20 protein-coding genes are annotated in these 16,733 nt (G+C 70.3%); 13 read left to right on the top strand and 7 right to left on the bottom strand.

The features are described 5' to 3' along the window. The coding region (locus ACFQ4O_RS08520) for a glycoside hydrolase family 44 protein (RefSeq protein WP_378775273.1) at positions 1 to 1,589 on the top strand (1,589 nt) is incomplete at its 5' end. A 225-nt stretch (positions 1,590 to 1,814) separates the two neighbouring features. Here the strand turns inward: ACFQ4O_RS08520 and hslU are convergent. The 4 genes from hslU to ACFQ4O_RS08500 all read right to left on the bottom strand — a co-directional run bounded on the left by hslU (position 1,815) and on the right by ACFQ4O_RS08500 (position 5,388). Further along, positions 1,815 to 3,107 (bottom strand): ATP-dependent protease ATPase subunit HslU, encoded by a 1,293-nt coding sequence (gene hslU, locus ACFQ4O_RS08515; RefSeq protein WP_378775272.1) that lies wholly within the window; start codon positions 3,105 to 3,107, stop codon positions 1,815 to 1,817. Between the two features lie 71 nt (positions 3,108 to 3,178). Further along, entirely contained in the window at positions 3,179 to 4,222 is a 1,044-nt protein-coding gene (locus tag ACFQ4O_RS08510) for a hypothetical protein (RefSeq protein WP_378775271.1), read from the bottom strand. Further along, complete coding sequence (gene hslV, locus ACFQ4O_RS08505; protein WP_378775270.1) at positions 4,206 to 4,754, bottom strand: ATP-dependent protease subunit HslV; 549 nt, start codon at positions 4,752 to 4,754, stop codon at positions 4,206 to 4,208. Before hslV ends, ACFQ4O_RS08510 begins: the two co-directional genes overlap by 17 nt. Before the next feature lie 109 nt (positions 4,755 to 4,863). After that, positions 4,864 to 5,388 (bottom strand): Dps family protein, encoded by a 525-nt coding sequence (locus ACFQ4O_RS08500; protein ID WP_378775269.1) that lies wholly within the window; start codon positions 5,386 to 5,388, stop codon positions 4,864 to 4,866. A gap of 216 nt (positions 5,389 to 5,604) precedes the next feature. On the opposite strand from ACFQ4O_RS08500, the gene hisB reads away from it, so the two are divergent. From hisB to coaA, 8 genes are all read left to right on the top strand, one after another. Beyond that, positions 5,605 to 6,198 (top strand): imidazoleglycerol-phosphate dehydratase HisB, encoded by a 594-nt coding sequence (gene hisB, locus ACFQ4O_RS08495; RefSeq protein WP_378775268.1) that lies wholly within the window; start codon positions 5,605 to 5,607, stop codon positions 6,196 to 6,198. Positions 6,199 to 6,303: 105 nt separating this feature from the next. After that, entirely contained in the window at positions 6,304 to 6,777 is a 474-nt protein-coding gene (locus ACFQ4O_RS08490) for a DUF2628 domain-containing protein (RefSeq protein ID WP_378775267.1), read from the top strand. Next, positions 6,774 to 7,409: an imidazole glycerol phosphate synthase subunit HisH gene (hisH, locus tag ACFQ4O_RS08485; RefSeq protein WP_378775266.1), complete on the top strand. Its 636-nt coding sequence runs from the start codon at positions 6,774 to 6,776 to the stop codon at positions 7,407 to 7,409. Before ACFQ4O_RS08490 ends, hisH begins: the two co-directional genes overlap by 4 nt. Beyond that, on the top strand, positions 7,406 to 8,146 hold the full coding sequence (gene hisA / locus ACFQ4O_RS08480; protein ID WP_378775265.1) for a 1-(5-phosphoribosyl)-5-[(5-phosphoribosylamino)methylideneamino]imidazole-4-carboxamide isomerase: 741 nt from the start codon (positions 7,406 to 7,408) through the stop codon (positions 8,144 to 8,146). The genes hisH and hisA overlap by 4 nt, the downstream gene beginning before the upstream one ends. An 86-nt stretch (positions 8,147 to 8,232) precedes the next feature. Then, positions 8,233 to 9,222, top strand: a complete 990-nt coding sequence (locus ACFQ4O_RS08475) for an HWE histidine kinase domain-containing protein (RefSeq protein ID WP_378775264.1) — start codon at positions 8,233 to 8,235, stop codon at positions 9,220 to 9,222. A gap of 103 nt (positions 9,223 to 9,325) precedes the next feature. Continuing rightward, positions 9,326 to 10,108: an imidazole glycerol phosphate synthase subunit HisF gene (gene hisF / locus ACFQ4O_RS08470; protein ID WP_378775263.1), complete on the top strand. Its 783-nt coding sequence runs from the start codon at positions 9,326 to 9,328 to the stop codon at positions 10,106 to 10,108. Between the two features lie 40 nt (positions 10,109 to 10,148). Further along, positions 10,149 to 10,469 (top strand): phosphoribosyl-ATP diphosphatase, encoded by a 321-nt coding sequence (locus ACFQ4O_RS08465; RefSeq protein ID WP_378775262.1) that lies wholly within the window; start codon positions 10,149 to 10,151, stop codon positions 10,467 to 10,469. Next, complete coding sequence (coaA, locus tag ACFQ4O_RS08460; RefSeq protein WP_378775261.1) at positions 10,469 to 11,425, top strand: type I pantothenate kinase; 957 nt, start codon at positions 10,469 to 10,471, stop codon at positions 11,423 to 11,425. Before ACFQ4O_RS08465 ends, coaA begins: the two co-directional genes overlap by 1 nt. Before the next feature lie 54 nt (positions 11,426 to 11,479). On the opposite strand, the gene ACFQ4O_RS08455 is transcribed toward coaA, so the two are convergent. From ACFQ4O_RS08455 to ACFQ4O_RS08445, 3 genes are all read right to left on the bottom strand, one after another. Further along, entirely contained in the window at positions 11,480 to 12,028 is a 549-nt protein-coding gene (locus tag ACFQ4O_RS08455) for a hypothetical protein (protein WP_378775260.1), read from the bottom strand. Between the two features lie 19 nt (positions 12,029 to 12,047). Next, complete coding sequence (locus tag ACFQ4O_RS08450; RefSeq protein ID WP_378775259.1) at positions 12,048 to 12,467, bottom strand: diacylglycerol kinase; 420 nt, start codon at positions 12,465 to 12,467, stop codon at positions 12,048 to 12,050. 78 nt (positions 12,468 to 12,545) lie between these two features. Continuing rightward, positions 12,546 to 13,199 carry a pyridoxamine 5'-phosphate oxidase family protein gene (locus ACFQ4O_RS08445; protein ID WP_378775258.1) on the bottom strand — a complete coding sequence of 218 codons (654 nt, stop codon included), beginning with the start codon at positions 13,197 to 13,199 and terminating at the stop codon, positions 12,546 to 12,548. A 224-nt stretch (positions 13,200 to 13,423) separates the two neighbouring features. Here ACFQ4O_RS08445 and rimP point away from each other — a divergent pair, with 224 nt between their 5' ends. The 4 genes from rimP to ACFQ4O_RS08425 form a co-directional block, all read left to right on the top strand. Next, positions 13,424 to 14,167 (top strand): ribosome maturation factor RimP, encoded by a 744-nt coding sequence (gene rimP / locus ACFQ4O_RS08440; RefSeq protein WP_378775257.1) that lies wholly within the window; start codon positions 13,424 to 13,426, stop codon positions 14,165 to 14,167. Positions 14,168 to 14,173: 6 nt separating this feature from the next. Continuing rightward, positions 14,174 to 15,790 carry a transcription termination factor NusA gene (gene nusA, locus ACFQ4O_RS08435; protein ID WP_378775256.1) on the top strand — a complete coding sequence of 539 codons (1,617 nt, stop codon included), beginning with the start codon at positions 14,174 to 14,176 and terminating at the stop codon, positions 15,788 to 15,790. Positions 15,791 to 15,801: 11 nt separating this feature from the next. Beyond that, the gene (locus ACFQ4O_RS08430; protein ID WP_378775255.1) at positions 15,802 to 16,494 is read left to right on the top strand and encodes an RNA-binding protein; all 693 of its coding nucleotides are present in this window, start codon (positions 15,802 to 15,804) and stop codon (positions 16,492 to 16,494) included. Beyond that, positions 16,491 to 16,733, top strand: a 243-nt coding sequence (locus ACFQ4O_RS08425; RefSeq protein WP_378775254.1) for a translation initiation factor IF-2 associated domain-containing protein, incomplete at its 3' end; no start/stop codon positions are given. The genes ACFQ4O_RS08430 and ACFQ4O_RS08425, both read left to right, overlap by 4 nt.

Genomic DNA, 16,733 nt, shown 5'->3' with positions numbered 1-16,733 from the left:
GCCTCGCCCCCGCGCTCGCCTGCGCCGGCGAGCGCGCCGACCTCGTGGTGCGCGACGACCTGCCGTGGCGGCCCATCAGCCCGCTGGTCTACGGTTCGAACGAGATCGGCGCCATGGAGGGCGGCCCGCTCTCGGCGGAGCTCGACCGCGCCGCGGGCGTCACGGCGCGCCGGCTCGGCGGCAACCTCATGTCCACCTACGACTGGGCGACCAATGTCTCCAACGCCGGCAAGGACTGGCGCCACGCCAACCTGCCATTCCTGCCGGACGCGCTGCGCATGGGCGCGGAGGACCGGGCCCGCCCGGCTTCGGTGATCGACGTCATGCACCGGGCCTCGCTCGCCATGGGCGCGAGGAGCCTCGTGACGCTGCCGCTGGCGGGCTACGTGGCGGCGGACGGCGACGGCGACGTTCGCGAGAGCGAGGCCGCGCCCTCGCGGCGCTTCAAGCCTGTGCGCTGGGAGGGGCGGACGCCCGCCGGCGCGGCCATCGACCCGGCCGTCTGCGACGCGCCGCAGCTGCTCGCGCGGCTGGTGGAGACTTATGGCGGCGCCCGCGACGCCGGCGGCATCTTCGCCTACGCCCTCGACAACGAGCCGGGCCTGTGGCCCGAAACCCATCCGCGCGTGGTCCGCGCCAAACCCTCCATCGCCGATCTGATCGCGCGCTCGATCACGGCGGCGAAGACGGTGAAGGCGATCGACCCGGACGCGCTGGTGTTCGGCCCCGCAAGCTGGGGCGCGACCGAGTTCGCCACCTTCCAGAACGCGCCGGACTGGCGCGCACACCGCCGCTTCGGCAGCTTCCTCGCCGCCTATCTCGACGCCTTCCGCCGCGCGTCCGAGGAGGCCGGCGTCCGCCTGCTCGATGTGCTCGACGTGCACTGGTACCCATACTCGGTCGCCGGCGAGCTGCTCGGCGCCGAGGACACGGCGCTCGCGCCCGCCCTGCTCGACGCGCCCCGGTCGCTGACCGAGCGCGGCTTCCGGGAGCGGAGCTGGGTCACGGACACGCTGCAGGTGAACGACGAGGACGACGACGCGGTGACGTTGCCGCTGCTGCCGAGCCTCCACCGGATCGTGGCGCGCTGGTTCCCAGGCACGCGCCTCGCCGTCACCGAGTTCAACTATGGCGGCGGGCGGCTGACCGCGTCGGGGCTGGCGCTCGCCGACGCGCTCGGCCGCTTCGGCGCGTCGGACGTGTTCGTCGCCTGCCACTGGGGCGCGCTCGGCGGGTCGCTGGGCGAGGCCTATCGCCTGTACCGCTCGAAGGACGACGCCGGGGAGGGCGGGTTCGGCGACCGCGCCTACGCGCTCGAAGGCGCGACGCCGCGGGTGGTGGCCTACGCCGCCGGAACCGGGGACGCGGGGCCGGCGCGGCTGGTCGCCATCAACGGCGCCGAAGTGGCGGCCGAGATCACGCTGCGCTTCGCCTCCGACCGCGCCCGCCGCGCCCGCGCCGCCATCGGCTTCCACGCCGGCCGCCCGGACACCGCCCCGCTTCCCGAAGCCACGCCGACCCCCGACGGCCCCGGCCGATGGCGCATGACCCTCCCCCCACGCTCCGCCCGCCGCTTCGCCTTCGACTGAGCGAGGGCGCGGCGTGTGGACGGCGGGTTCAGGCGAGGGCGGCCGCCCTTCCAGAAAGCCGCCAGTCCTTGTCCCGGCCTTGAGCCGGGACCCAGACCCTCTGGTGTTTCCGGAAAAGGCGCGTCGGACGGGGAGCCTCATCCTCTCACGCCAGCGTGTCTGGGTCCCGGCTCAAGGCCGGGACAAGGAAGAAGGGCGCGTCGCGGTCGACGGGGAGCGTCCCGCTTACAGGATGAAGCGGCTGAGGTCGGCGTTCTTGGCCAGATCGCCCACGTAGCGCCGCACATAGGCGCCGTCGACCGTCACCGTCTCGCCGCCGCGGTCGGCGGCGGTGAAGCTGATCTCGTCGAGCACCCGCTCCATCACCGTCTGCAGCCGCCGCGCGCCGATGTTCTCGACCGTTGAGTTCACCTCGACCGCGATGTCCGCCAGCGCGTCGATGCCGTCGGGCGTGAAGTCCAGCGTCACGTTCTCGGTCGCCAGCAGCGCCACATACTGCTTCACGAGGCTGGCCTCGGTGTCGTCCAGGATGCGCACGAAGTCCTCCCGCGTCAGCGCGGACAGCTCCACCCGGATGGGCAGGCGGCCCTGCAGCTCCGGCAGCAGGTCCGAGGGCTTCGCCACGTGGAACGCGCCGGAGGCGATGAACAGGATGTGGTCGGTCTTCACCGGCCCGTGCTTGGTGGCGACGGTGGTGCCCTCGATCAGCGGCAGCAGGTCGCGCTGCACGCCCTCGCGGGAGACGTCGCCCGCCCGGCCCTCGCGGGCGCAGATCTTGTCGATCTCGTCCAGGAACACGATGCCGGCGTTCTCCACCGTGCGGATGGCCTCGGCCACGAGGCTCTCCTGGTCGAGCAGCTTGTCGCTCTCCTCGTTGATGAGGGTGGCGTAGCTGTCCTTCACGGTGACGCGGCGGGTCTTCTTCTGGCCGCCGAGCCCCTTGAACATGTCGCCGAGCGAGATCATCCCCACCTGTCCCGGCATGCCGGGGATCTCCATCACCGGCGGGCCGGAGGCGGCCACCTCGATCTCGATCTCCTTGTCGTCCATGTCGCCGTCGCGCAGCTTCTTGCGGAAGCTCTCGCGGGTGGCGGGGCTGGCGGTCGCGCCGACCAGCGCGGTCAGCACCCGCTCCTCCGCCGCCATGTGGGCCTTGGCCTGAACGTCCTTGCGCTTGGCTTCGCGGGTGAGCGCGATGGCGGCCTCCAGGAGGTCGCGCACGATCTGCTCCACGTCCCGGCCCACATAGCCGACCTCCGTGAACTTGGTGGCCTCCACCTTCAGGAACGGCGCGTTGGCGAGCTTCGCGAGCCGCCGGGAGATCTCGGTCTTGCCGACGCCGGTCGGCCCGATCATCAGGATGTTCTTCGGCAGGACCTCCTCCCGGAGGTGGCCGTCGAGCTGAAGCCGGCGCCAGCGGTTCCGGAGCGCGATGGCGACGGCGCGCTTGGCGTCCCGCTGGCCGACGATGTGGCGATCGAGTTCGGAGACGATTTCGCGGGGGGAGAGGTCGGTCATCTGGAATGTCGGTCCTTAAGCCCGGTCCCGCGCCATCAGCACGGCGGGACCGTCTCGTGTTTCAGCGAAGGTCAGAGCGCTGGCGGCAGCGCCGCCCGCAGCCGCGGGGGCGCGAGCGTCATCACAGCCCGGCGCAGCGGTCGCCATCCCGCGCCGAGCGCCACCACGAAGCCGCCCAGAAGGATCAGCGAGACCGCAAAGCGGGTGGTGTTGTCGAGTTCGGTCTGGGCGATCAGCGCGCCGATGGCGGCGCCGAAGTAGAGCAGTCCGGACATCAGCAGCGCGCGCCGGTCCACCAGCAGAGCCACCAGCGCCAGCGCCGCCACGACGCCCAGCACCGCCGCCGCCTGCCCAACGCTCGCATCTCCGACATCGGCGGCGGCGAAGGAGACCAGCGCGTGCACGATCAGTGGCGCCGCCAGCAGATGCAGCCAGAAGGCGTTGTCAGCGGACAGCGTCCGCCGTTCCGGATCCATTAAGTCGAAGCCCATGGCGGCGATGAAGCAGGCGACGCCGCAGCCAAGCGCGAGCGGAACGACGACGCTTTGCGCAAGGCCGGGACGGAAGGCTTCGAGCGCGGCGAGCAGCACGACGATCAGCCCGGCCGCCACCAGCAGCGCCGAGAACGGCAGCTTGAACCGCAAACGGAACAGAACCGCCGCGCCGAGCGCCGTAAGAGCGACGCCCGGCAGCGCGAAACGTTCAAGAGCGGTTCCATGCGTCAGCCATGGCAGCGCCGAGGCCGCCTGAACGGCGTAGGCCACGAAAGCGATGGCGAGCGCGATGCTGGGCAGCACCAGCCGCTGGCGGCGGGTGAAGACCTCCGCCAGAATCCAAATGAATCCTGCGCCGGCCAGGAAAGCGTAATGAACCGCCTGAAGGGGGAGCAACGCCAGAAGAGCGAGGCGCAGGCCACACAGAAGCGCCGCCAAGCCGACGGTCATGAACACGTCGTGGAAACCGCGGGAAAAGCGCACCTCTTCACGATCCGCGCGGGTGGGGCCTTCGGCGCGGAGCTCGCCAGCCTCCAGAAACGCGCGCAGCCGCGCCGCGGAGGCGGCGTCGATCACGCCCGCCGCGACCGCGGTTTCGATGCGGTCAGTCGACGGTGTCAAGGCTTTCCACCGTCAGCTTGTCGTTGGTGTAGACGCAGATCTCGGCGGCGATCTTCATGGCCTTGCGCACGATCGCCTCGGCGTCGGCCTCGGTGTCCGCGAGCGCGCGCGCGGCGGAGAGCGCGTAGTTGCCGCCCGAGCCGATGGCGGCGACGCCGTCCTCGGGCTCCAGCACGTCGCCGGTGCCGGTGATGACGAGAGCGACGTTCTTGTCGGCCACCAGCATCATGGCCTCGAGCCGGCGAAGGTAGCGGTCCGTGCGCCAGTCCTTGGCGAGCTCCACGGCGGCGCGCAGGAGCTGACCCGGATACTGCTCCAGCTTCTGCTCCAGCCGCTCGAACAGGGTGAAGGCGTCGGCGGTGGCGCCCGCGAAGCCCGCGATCACCTCGCCCTTGGCGATGCGCCGGACCTTGCGGGCGGTGTGCTTGAGCACGGTCTGGCCGAGCGTGACCTGGCCGTCGCCGCCGATGACGACCTTGCCGCCCTTGCGGACGAGCACGATCGTGGTGCCGTGGAGGATGATGTCGGACATGAGCGCTCCGGAAGGGATTCCGCAGCACAGGTAATGATCCGCGCGCCCCCCGAAAAGAGGCGCGCCCGGCCCCCGGCCCGACGCATGGCCGGGACCGTGGGGAGAGGCGTCAAATCCCGCGGCTCGCCTCGAACAGGAACCAGGCGCGCTTTTCGGCCTGATCGATCAGGTTCTCCAGCAGGCTGGTGGTGCCGACGTCGTCGTTCTCGTCGGCGAGGGCATGCGTCTCGCGCAGCTTCTGGACCAAGGTCTGATTGTCCTCGCGCAGCTCCGCCAGCATGTCCTGGGGCGTGACGAAATCGGCGTCGTTGTCGGCGATGCGCTGCAGCCGGGCGATGTGCCCGATGGAGCGCAGCGTCGTGCCGCCGATCTTGCGCACCCGCTCGCCGATGTCATCGGTGGAGGCGAGGATCTCCGCCGACTGGTCGTCGAACAGCAGGTGATAGTCGCGGAAGTGCGGCCCGCTCACGTGCCAGTGGAAGTTCTTGGTCTTGAGGAAGAGCGCGAACGTGTCCGCCAGCACGGCGTTGAGCGCGCCCTCGATGTCGCGGGCGGCGTTGGAGCCGATGTCGGTCGGGGTGGCGAGCGCCGCCTTGCGGCGGGTCTTGGCTTCGGAAGACGGCTTCTTGGCCATGTTGGCCGGTCCTTGTTCTGGAGGCCGCGGGAGAACGTCTTGCCCGTTCCCAAGTAGAGCGCGCGCGAACGCCGTCGACATGCGCGTCACGCATCGCTCCGCCCCGATCGCGCCGAATTCGTTAAGGGCCGTTGGCCTTCGTCCCGCGCCCGTGCTATCGACCCGCTCGTTTCCCCATGACAGCCCCGCGACAGGCTTCGCGACCGGAGAGTTCTGATGCGCCGCGCCGAGGTGACCCGGACGACCGCGGAGACCGACATTTCGCTCGCCCTCGACCTCGACGGCGCGGGCGAAAGCCGGATCTCCACCGGCGTCGGCTTCTTCGACCACATGCTGGAGCTGCTCTCCCGCCACGCCATGATCGATCTGGACGTGACGGCCAATGGCGACGTGCATGTGGACTTCCACCACACGGTGGAGGACGTCGGGATCGCGCTCGGCCAGGCGGTGCGCAAGGCCCTCGGCGACATGAAGGGCCTGACCCGCTACGCCGACGTGCACATGCCCATGGACGAGACGCTGACGCGCGTGGCGATCGACGTGTCCGGCCGGCCGTTCCTCGTCTGGCGCACGGCGTTCCCGGCGCAGAAGGTGGGTGAGTTCGACACCGAGCTGGTGCGCGAGTTCTTCCAGGCCTTCGCCACCCACGCCGCGGTGACGCTGCATGTGGAGACGCTCTACGGCGCCAACGCCCATCACATCGCCGAAAGCTGCTTCAAGGGTCTGGCGCGCGCGCTCAAGCTGGCGCTGGCGCTCGATCCCCGCGCCGGCGACCGCCTGCCCTCCACCAAGGGCCGCATCGGCGACTGACCGTAGAGGTTGCTTTCCAAATGCGCAGCGCGCCTGCAAATTCAACACTGGGTTGAAAAATCACGTTTTACGTGTGATCTGGCTGCCCCCGAGGTCCGCTTCATCTTGAACACCTGGCTCATCTACCAGCCCGCCGGCGACGAACGCTCGATCGAGCGCGCGGAAGGCTTCGTCACCTTCCGGGAAGGCTTCCACAAGATCGCCTTCCTCATGCCGGTCATCTGGCTCATCTGGCGCCGCTGCTGGCTGGCGCTGGCGCTCTACGTCGCGGTCGAGATCGCGCTGATGGCGGCCGCGGGCGCGCTCCGGATGGACGGCGGCCGCGCCATCCTGTTCGCGCTGCTGCCGAACCTCGCCGTCGGCTTCGAGGCGGCGTGGCTGCGCGCCCGCTCGCTGGAGCGGCGCGGTTACCGCTACGCCGGCTCCGTGCTCACCCGCTCCCGCGAGGAGGCGGAGATCCGCTTCTTCAGCGACTGGGCCGCGGAGGCCGAGACGCCGCCTGCGCCCCGCGCGCCGGCCGTCGCCCGTCCCTCGACGGCGCCCGCCGTGCTTGGCTTCTTCCCTGAGGCTGCGCGGTGACCATCGCGATCGTCGACTACGGCGCGGGCAACCTGCGCTCGGTGGAGAAGGCGCTGATCCGGGCCGGCGGCGCGGACGTGATCGTCACCGCCGACGCCGACCGGGTGGCGCGCGCCGACCGGGTGGTGCTGCCCGGCGACGGCGCCTTTCCCGACTGCCGCCGGGCGCTCGACAGCGCCTCCGGCCTCGGCGAGGCGCTGAACGAGGCGGTGCTGCGCCGCGGGCGGCCGTTCCTCGGCATCTGCATCGGCATGCAGCTTCTCGCCACCACCGGCGAGGAGCACGAGCCGACCGCGGGCCTCGACTGGATCCCCGGCCGCGTGGTTCACATCGAGCCGGGCGACGCGCGGCTGAAGGTGCCGCACATGGGCTGGAACACCCTGACCCGCCGCCGCGCCCATCCGCTGACCGACGATCTGGCCGTGGGCCCCGACGGCCTGCACGCTTACTTTCTCCACGCCTTCCATCTGAAGCCCGACGACGCCGACGACGTGGTGCTCTCCGCCGACTACGGCGGCGACGTGACCGCGCTGGTGGCGCGCGGCAACGTGGCGGGCGTGCAGTTCCATCCCGAGAAGAGCCAGACGCTCGGGCTGTCCCTTCTCGCGAGCTTCCTCAGGTGGCGTCCATGATCCTCTATCCCGCCATCGACCTGAAGGGCGGCTCGGTCGTGCGCCTCAAGGAAGGCGACATGGACCGCGCCACCGTCTACGGCGACGATCCCGGCGCGCAGGCCCGCGCCTTCGCCAAGGCCGGCTTCGAGTGGATCCACGTGGTGGACCTCGACGGCGCCTTCGCCGGCGCCAGCGTCAACGCCGAGGCGGTCGACGGCATCCTCGATCAGGCCGACGCGCCGGTGCAGCTCGGCGGCGGCATCCGCGACATGGCGGGCGTGGAGTCGTGGCTGGGGCGCGGCGTCGCCCGCGTCATCCTCGGCACCGCCGCAGTGCGCGACCCGGACTTCGTGAAGGCCGCGGCCAAGGCCCATCCGGGCCAGGTGGCGGTGGGCGTGGACGCCCGCGGCGGCCGCGTGGCGGTGGAGGGCTGGGCGGAGGTCTCCGACATGACCGTGCTCGATCTCGCCCGCCGCTTCGAGGACGCCGGCGTCGCCGCCCTCATCTACACCGACATTTCACGCGACGGGCTGCTGAAGGGGCTGAACCTCGAGTCCACCCGCGAACTCGCGGCGCAGGTCTCGATCCCGGTGATCGCTTCGGGCGGGCTCGCAGGCCTCGAGGACGTGCGCGCGCTGCTGCTCCCCGAGAACGCGGCCATCGCCGGCGCCATCACCGGCCGCGCGCTCTACGACGGCCGCCTCGACGCGCGCGAGGCCCTCGCGCTGGTCAGGGCCTCGCGCGCGGCGGCGTAACCCGCTAGCGTCGCCCCATCCTCGGCGTGCGACGCGGCCGTACGTCGCGCGCCGGCCCCTGACGTCGGCGCGTGTTGAGCCCCTGAATGACCATCGAGCCCGACACGGCGGACCCGGACCGCGACGCCCGCTTCATCCGAAGCGTGCTCGCGGCCTCCGAGGACTGCATCAAGATCCTCGACCTCACCGGCGCCCTGGTCTTCATGAGCGAAGGCGGACAGCGGGTGATGGAGGTCGACGACTTCGACCGCCTGCGCGGCTGCCACTGGCCGGACTTTTGGACCGGCCACGGCGGCGTTCACGCCACGGCGGCCGTCGCCGCGGCGCGGGAGGGGCGCAGCTACCGCTTTCAGGAGATGGCGAACACCGCCCGCGGCAATCCCCGCCACTGGGACGTGCAGGTGACGCCGATCTTCGGCGCGGACGGTCGGCCGGAATCCATCCTCTCGGTCTCCCGCGACGTCACCGCGCTGAAGGAGAGCGAGGAGCGCTACAAGCTGCTCGCCGCCGAGCTGCACCACCGCCTCAAGAACATGCTGGCGCTGACCCAGTCCGTGACCGCCCAGACGCTGCGCGCCGGCGGCGAGGCGCTGGCGCCCTACCGCGCCCGCATCGACGAGCGGCTGGTGGCGCTGGCGCGGGCGCAGGACATGCTGCTGTCCGCCGCCTCCGAGGCCCAGCTCGACGCGCTGGCGCGCAGCGTGCTGAAGCCCCACGATCTGGAGACCCGCATCATCGTCGACGGGCCGCCGGTGCGCCTGCGCGACCGGGCGGCGACCGCCATGACGCTCGCCATCCACGAGCTCGGCTCCAACGCCGCGAAATACGGCGCCCTGACCCGCGCCGAGGGCCGCGTCCGGCTGTCCTGGCGTTGCGAGGACGACGTCTTCCACATGGAGTGGCGCGAGACCGGAGGCCCGCCCGTGACGCCGCCGACCCGGCGGGGCTTCGGCTCGACGCTGATCGAGAGGACGCTGTCCGGCCAGCTCAACGGCCGGGCCGTGGTGGCCTTTCCGCCGGAGGGCGTCGTCGTGTCCGTCGAGGCGCCGCTCGACGCGCTGCTCGCGACGGAGTGATCTTTTCCGTGACGGGGCTGTCATGACCGCGCCGATCCGCCTATAGGACGGACACCGGAGCCCGAGCCGCTCCCCAGACGTTCCCGCGAGCCAACGGCGCCCCATGCTGAAGATCCGCGTCATCCCCTGCCTCGACGTCAAGGACGGCCGCGTCGTCAAGGGCGTCCAGTTCGTCGACCTGCGCGACGCGGGCGATCCCGTCGAGGCCGCGATCGCCTATGACGCCGCCGGCGCCGACGAGCTGTGTTTCCTCGACATCACCGCGAGCCACGAGGAGCGGGCGATCCTGCTCGACGTGGTGGCCCGCACCGCCGAGAACTGCTTCATGCCGGTGACGGTGGGCGGCGGCGTGCGGTCGGTGGAGGACGTGCGCGCGCTGATGCTGGCGGGCGCGGACAAGGTCTCCATCATGTCGGCGGCGGTGAACGACCGTTCGGTGGTGGCCCGCGCCGCGGACAAGTTCGGGGCGCAGGCGATCGTGGTGGCGGTGGACGCCAAGCTCGTGTCGCAGCCGGGCGAGGCCGACCGCTGGGAGGTGTTCACCCATGGCGGCCGCCGCCCGACCGGGCTCGACGCCGTGGCCTATGCGGCCGAGGTGGCGCGGCTCGGCGCCGGCGAGATCCTGCTCACCTCCATGGATCGGGACGGCGCCAAGGACGGCTACGATCTGGCGTTGACCCGCGCGGTCTCCGACGCGGTGCCGGTGCCGGTGGTCGCCTCCGGCGGGGTCGGAACCCCGGCCCACATGGTGGACGGCGTGCTGAAGGGCGGCGCGAGCGCGGTGCTCGCCGCCTCGATCTTCCATTTCGGCGAGTTCACCATCGGCGAAGCCAAGGCCGCCATGGCCGAGGCCGGCCTGCCCGTGCGGCTCGATCCGGCCGCCTGAGCGGCGTTCCCCCACAACACTCCGACGGAGCATGGCCCGCATGAGCGGTTTCTCCCTCGACGACCTCGCGGCCATCGTCGCCGCGCGCGCGGCCGCCACGGCCGAGACGTCCTACACCCGCTCGCTGATCGAAGCGGGACCGGCGCGGGTGGCGAAGAAGCTCGGCGAGGAGGGCGTGGAGGCGGCGCTCGCCACCGCGTCCGGCGCCAAGGTCGAACTCGTCGCGGAGGCCGCGGATGTGCTCTACCACCTGCTGGTGGCGCTGCGCGTGAGGGAGGTGCCGCTCTCCGACGTGATGGCGGAGCTCGAACGCCGGACCGCCCAGTCCGGCCTGCAGGAAAAAGCGTCGCGGACACGCTGATGGACGATCAACCGCGGACGCCGCCCCTTTCGCCCTACACCACGTTCTCGCGTGAAAGCTGGGCGAGGCTCCGCGCCGACACGCCGCTGACGCTGGACCCGGCCGATCTGGAGCGGCTGGGCTCGCTCAACGACCCCATCGACATGACCGAGGTGGAGCAGATCTATCTGCCGATCTCGCGCCTGCTCGCCTTCTACGTCACCGCCCGCCAGCAGCTGTTCCGCGCCACCCAGCGCTTCCTCGGCCACAGCGAGACCCGCGTGCCCTACGTCATCGCGGTGGCGGGCTCGGTCGCGGTCGGAAAATCCACCACCGCCCGCGTGCTGCGCGCGCTGCTCGCCCGCTGGCCCGCGACGCCGAAGGTGGACCTCGTCACCACCGACGGTTTCCTGCTGCCCAACGCCGCGCTCGCCCGCGAGGGGCTGATGTCGCGCAAAGGGTTTCCGGAGAGCTACGACGTGCAGGCGCTGCTGCGCTTCATCTCCGACATCAAGGCCGGCCGCCGCGGCGTGCGCGCCCCGGTCTACAGCCACCTCGTCTACGACGTGGTGAAGGGCGAGAACGTCACCATCGACCAGCCGGACATCGTCATCCTGGAGGGGTTGAACGTGCTCCAGACCGGCGACCGGCCCAAGAACGGCCGGGTGCAGCCCTTCGTGTCGGACTTCATCGACTTCGGCATCTATCTCGACGCCGACGAGCCGCTGCTGCACCGCTGGTACGTGGAGCGCTTCATGCGGCTGCGGGAGACCGCCTTCCGCGATCCCCAGTCCTATTTCCGCATCTTCGCCCAGGTCTCCAAACAGGAGGCGCTGGAGACGGCGGAGAAGCTGTGGTCCGACATCAACCTGCCGAACCTGCGCGAGAACATCCGCCCCACCCGCGCCCGCGCCGACCTGATCCTGCGCAAGGGCAAGAGCCACCGCATCGAGGAGGTGCGGCTGCGGAAGATCTGAGCGATTGCAAAGATGGGGCGATCGACGGCATCGGCAGCCGCCCAAGGCCCGCCTTCACGAATTAAATTGGTCCGTCGTTCGTTTTCCTGCCAGATAGTAGAATGTATTTGGCGTATTCGCTGCAAAAATCGAAACTGTCGCAACGCTCATGACGATAAAATAGATTCTTACGTCACTTGCGGCCCAAACAAATTTGGTCGTCACCTGCAGCGCGACCGATAAAACGGCCGCGACGGCTATCAGCGCCAACGACCGTGGGCTTGTAAACTGCAGCACTCCGAATGATGTCACCGCGAAAATCGTCGCGCATGTCGCCGCCCTGTCCACGCTTCCGGTGTACGCGCCGAGGCCACATATGGCGAGCAAGACGGGTAGCAATACTTTTCTCCATTTTGAGCCCTGAACGATATTTTTGAAATTGTAGAATGAATATGCAGAAATCATTGCAAAAAGAACAAGCGGCGTCAGCTCAGGATAAACGGACGATATGCGCTTCGCCGCGAACAGAGTGAGGATGGACGCAGAGACGTCCACCCATAAACCTTTGTACATCTCGCCATTACCCCCGTTTCGTTCGCCTTCCCGGAACACGGAGACGGACATGAGGTCGCTGAGTCAGCGCTCAGCCGCGCTCATGCGTGGAGGCGCCGCCAGCGAGGAGCCAGGCGGGGTCGAACCAGCGGTCGGCCGGGCCGTCATAGGGCAGCCGGTTGATGTCCCAGTGCCGGATGTACGGCGCGTAGGCGCCCCAGGCCACCGGCCCGCCGCCCACATAGACCACCCGGTCCGGGAACCGGGCCAGCACGTCGCGCGGGTCCATGCCGCGGTCGGTGATGAACAGCGTGCGGTCGCCGCGGGCGAAGTCCGGGATCGCCTCGATGGTCTTGCGGCCCGCGACCAGCACATGGCCGCGGGTGATGTCGAAGAAGCGCGCCACGTCGTCCACGAACGACTGCCGCGGATCGCCCTCCCAGGGCAGCACGCCGTTGAGGCCCATCTGGCCGCTGAGGCCGATGGCGCAGATCGAACGGACGTCGGGCATGGGCAGGCTCCTGTTGCGGTCGGCGCGAGCCGTAGCCCGATCCGCCCCGCGCGGTCAAAGCCCCGCGCGGGGCGCGGCTCAGGCCGTTCCGGTCGCGACCTTGGCCTCGTAGGCCGGCAGGTCGATCAGGCCCTTCTGCTCGGCGGCGCGCTGCTCGTCGTCCGGCAGCGCCTCCTGCAGGAAATCGAGCCGCTTCCATTCCGCGAGCGGCGCGGAGCCGTCCGCGGCCGGCACGTAGCGCGAGGTCTCCACCCGCTCGTGGCGGTGGACGTAGCGCGGGCAGTTCACCCAGGCCTTGTCCAGCGCCACCCGCACCACGCACTGGGCGCCCGGCCATTCGCCGAGCAGCGGGTCGTCGGTCGAGAGCGTCGCGACCCCTTGCGCCCGGAGGCGGTGCGGGGTCTCGAAATCGATGAACAGCAGCCCGACCTTGCCCTGCCCGTCGAGATTGCCGAAGGACAGAAACATGCCATTGCCGTCGAAGCCCGGAAACGCGATCGTCCGGGCGTCGAGCACGCGCACCAGGCCCTTCGGCCCGCCCTTGTAGGAGACGGAGGGCATGCCGTCCGGATCGACGGTCGAGAGGAAGAAGAAGTCGCGCGAGGCCACGAAGGCCTGATCGGCCTCGCTCAGGTCGTCGCGCACATGATGCTTGTCGAGGAAGTCGGCCAGCGGGCGTGAGCCGAAGGCCTCCTGCAGCGCGACGTGGCGGTCCGAATAGAGCGAGGACATGGTGCGTTTCTCCCGAAGCGTCGTTCGCCGTCTTTGGGGGCCACGAAGGCACGGCCGCGCGCGCCTGTCCATGGGGTCCGCGCGTCGGCGCCCTTGCGATCGGAGCGCAAAGGGCGTATATCCCGGCTCATCACTGACATCATCGACTGGCCTTGATCGAGGCTTTTCGAGGGTGGGTCCCGGCGGGGCCCGCTCCAAACCCGCTTAGACGCTCCAAGGATTTCATGACCGACGGCATCGCCACCGAGATCGACAGCCCCCTCGACGAACCCCGCCTCGTGACCGAGAGCGGCGTCGACGCGCGCGTGGCGGCGATCGTCGGGCCGGCGCTGATCGACCTCGGCTACCGTCTGGTGCGGGTGAAGTCGTCGGGGCGCGACGGCTACACCCTGCAGATCATGGTGGAGCGGTCCGACGGCACCTTCACGGTCGACGACTGCGAGGTCGCGTCCAAGGCGATCTCGCCGGTGCTCGACGTGGAGGACCCGATCGACCGGGCCTACAATCTGGAGGTCTCCTCCCCCGGCATCGATCGGCCGCTGGTGCGCGTGTCCGATTTCGCGCGCTGGGCCGGCCATCTCGCCAAGGTGGAGATGGAGGTTCCGGTGGACGGACGCCGCCGCTTCAAGGGCGTGCTGGAGGGCGTGGACGGCGATCTGGCGCGGCTGCGCCGCGACGATCCGGCCAAGGACGAGCCCGCCACCGTGCGGCTGCCCATCGCCGACGTGGCGGAAGCCCGGCTGATCCTCACCGACGAGCTGATCCGCGAGGCGCTGCGCCGGGCCAAGGCCGCCGGCCGCGCGCCCGACGACGCCGAGGATGGCGCCGACCTGACGGACGACGGCGCGGAGCCCGCCTCCGCCGCCGATGACGAGACCGCCGCCGCGCCCGAGGGCGCGCGGCCGCCCCGCCGCTGGAGCGGCGCAAAAGGGGGAGCCGGAAAGGCCGCCCCCAAGGCACGGAGGTAAACCCCAATGGCGAGCGCCAACCGGCTCGAGCTTCTCCAGATCGCTGAGGCCGTCGCCCGCGAGAAGGTCATCGACAAGGGCATCGTGCTCGAGGCGATGGAGGACGCGATCCAGAAGGCCGCCCGGTCCCGCTATGGGCTGGAGACCGAGATCCGCGCCGAGATCCATCCCAAGACCGGCGAGATCCGCCTGTCGCGGCTGATGCTCGTCGTCGACGCCGTGGACAACGACAACATCGAGATCTCCCTCGACGACGCCCGCAAGCGCAACCCGGCGGCCCAGGCCGGCGACTACATCGCCGACACCCTGCCGCCGTTCGACTTCGGCCGCATCGCCGCCCAGTCCGCCAAGCAGGTGATCGTGCAGAAGGTGCGCGACGCCGAGCGCGACCGCCAGTACCAGGAGTACAAGGACCGCATCGGCGACATCGTCAACGGCCTGGTGAAGCGCGTCGAATACGGCAACGTCATCGTGGACCTCGGCCGCGGCGAGGCCATCGTGCGCCGCGACGAGCTGCTGCCGCGCGAGCAGTTCCGCCCCGGCGACCGCGTGCGCGCCTATGTTTACGACGTGCGCCGCGAGCCGCGCGGCCCGCAGATCTTCCTGTCGCGCACCCATCCGCAGTTCATGGCGAAGCTGTTCGCCCAGGAAGTGCCGGAAATCTACGACGGCGTCATCGAGGTGAAGGCCGTGGCCCGCGATCCGGGCTCCCGCGCCAAGATCGCCGTGATCTCCCGCGACGGCTCCATCGACCCCGTGGGCGCCTGCGTCGGCATGCGCGGCTCGCGCGTGCAGGCCGTGGTGCAGGAGCTGCAGGGCGAGAAGATCGACATCATTCCCTGGTCCACCGACAACGCCACCTTCATCGTCAACGCGCTGCAGCCGGCCGAGGTGGTGAAGGTCGTTCTCGACGAGGACACCAACAAGATCGAAGTGGTGGTGCCGGACGACCAGCTGTCGCTGGCCATCGGCCGCCGCGGCCAGAACGTGCGCCTCGCCTCCCAGCTCACCGGCTGGGACATCGACATCATGACCGAGGCCGAGGAGAGCGAGCGCCGTCAGAAGGAGTTCCAGACCCGCTCGCAGGAGTTCATGGCCGCGCTCGACGTGGACGAGACGCTCGGCCAGCTGCTGGCGGCCGAAGGCTTCGTCTCCGTCGAGGAGATCGCCTATGTGGACATCTCCGAGCTGGCCTCGATCGAGGGCTTCGACGACGACACCGCGCAGGAGATCCAGAACCGCGCGCTCGACTATCTGGCCCGCATTGAGGCCGAGCATGACGCCCGGCGCGTCGAGCTCGGCGTCGAGGACGCCCTGCGCGAGGTGCCGGGGGTGACGACCGCCATGCTGGTCGCCTTCGGCGAGCACGACATCAAGACGGTCGAGGATCTGGCGGGCTGCGCCACCGACGACCTGATCGGCTGGATCGACCGCAGCGGTCCCGAGCCCCGCCGCGAGAGCGGCGCGCTGGACGGCTTCGACGTCTCCCGCGACGAGGCCGAGTCCATGGTCATGCAGGCCCGCGTCAAGGCGGGCTGGATCGACGAGGCCGACCTCGCCGCGCCCGAGGAGGAGGCCGTGGCGGCCGACGAGACGGCCGAGGCGGAGCCGGCGCGGGTCTGACGGCGCGTTCCATGGCGGGCGACCGCGAGGACGACCGCGCCGCGCCCGAGCGCACCTGCGTCGCGACGCGCGCGACGCGGCCCGTGGACGAGCTCATCCGCTTCGTCCGCGCGCCGGACGGCGCCGTGGTTCCCGACCTGAAGCGCGAGCTTCCCGGGCGGGGCGTGTGGGTGACGGCGGAGGCCGAGGCGGTGCGCCTTGCGGTGAAACGCAAGGCCTTCGCCCGCGGCTTCAAGGATCAGGCAAGCGTCGATCCCGCGATCGACGCCGTGGTTGACGGGCTTCTCGAGCGCCAGGCGCTCGCGATGCTCGGCTTCGCCCAGAAGGCGGGGCGTGTGATCTGCGGTTTCGCCAAGGTGGAGGCGGCTTTCGTCAAGGAGCCCGTCGTCGCCCTGGTCGAAGCCGAAGACGGGAGCGCCGATGGCGCCCGCAAGTTGCGGCAGGCGCTGACGCGGCTGAACAAGCTGTCGTCGGTGCGTGTCATGAAGTTGTTTCGTTCCGGCCAATTGGACTTGGCGTTGGGGCGGATGAATGTGGTACATGCAGCGCTGCTCGCAGGCCCCGTCAGCGCCGCCTTCCTCGCGCGATGCGACCAGCTCGCGCGCTATCGAGGCGTGAAGGCAGAAGGGTCCGTCTCCGCGAAGGCCGCGGAGACGATGGGTGATGGGTCAGGCGAGCCGCCTGCAGGAACGGACAGGGCATGACGGACACGAAGAATACCGGCGACAAGACGCTCACCGCATCTCCGAAGACGCTCACCTTGAAGCGTCCCTCGGAGTCGGGCGTCGTGCGCCAGAGCTTCAGCCACGGGCGCACGAACGCCGTTGTGGTTGAGAAGGTGAAGCGCCGCACGGTCACCCCGGGCGACGCCAAGAGCGCAGCCGCAGCCCCCTCCGCCCCGTCCCAGGCCGCGGCGCCCGCCCGGCCCGCCGCGCCGCAGCAG

It is taken from the genome of Methylopila musalis, assembly GCF_042679725.1.
In the GTDB taxonomy this organism is placed as follows: Bacteria; Pseudomonadota; Alphaproteobacteria; order Rhizobiales; family Methylopilaceae; genus Methylopila; species Methylopila musalis.
Note: the sequence above shows the minus strand (reverse complement) of the source record. Positions and strands in the feature narration are given on the sequence as shown.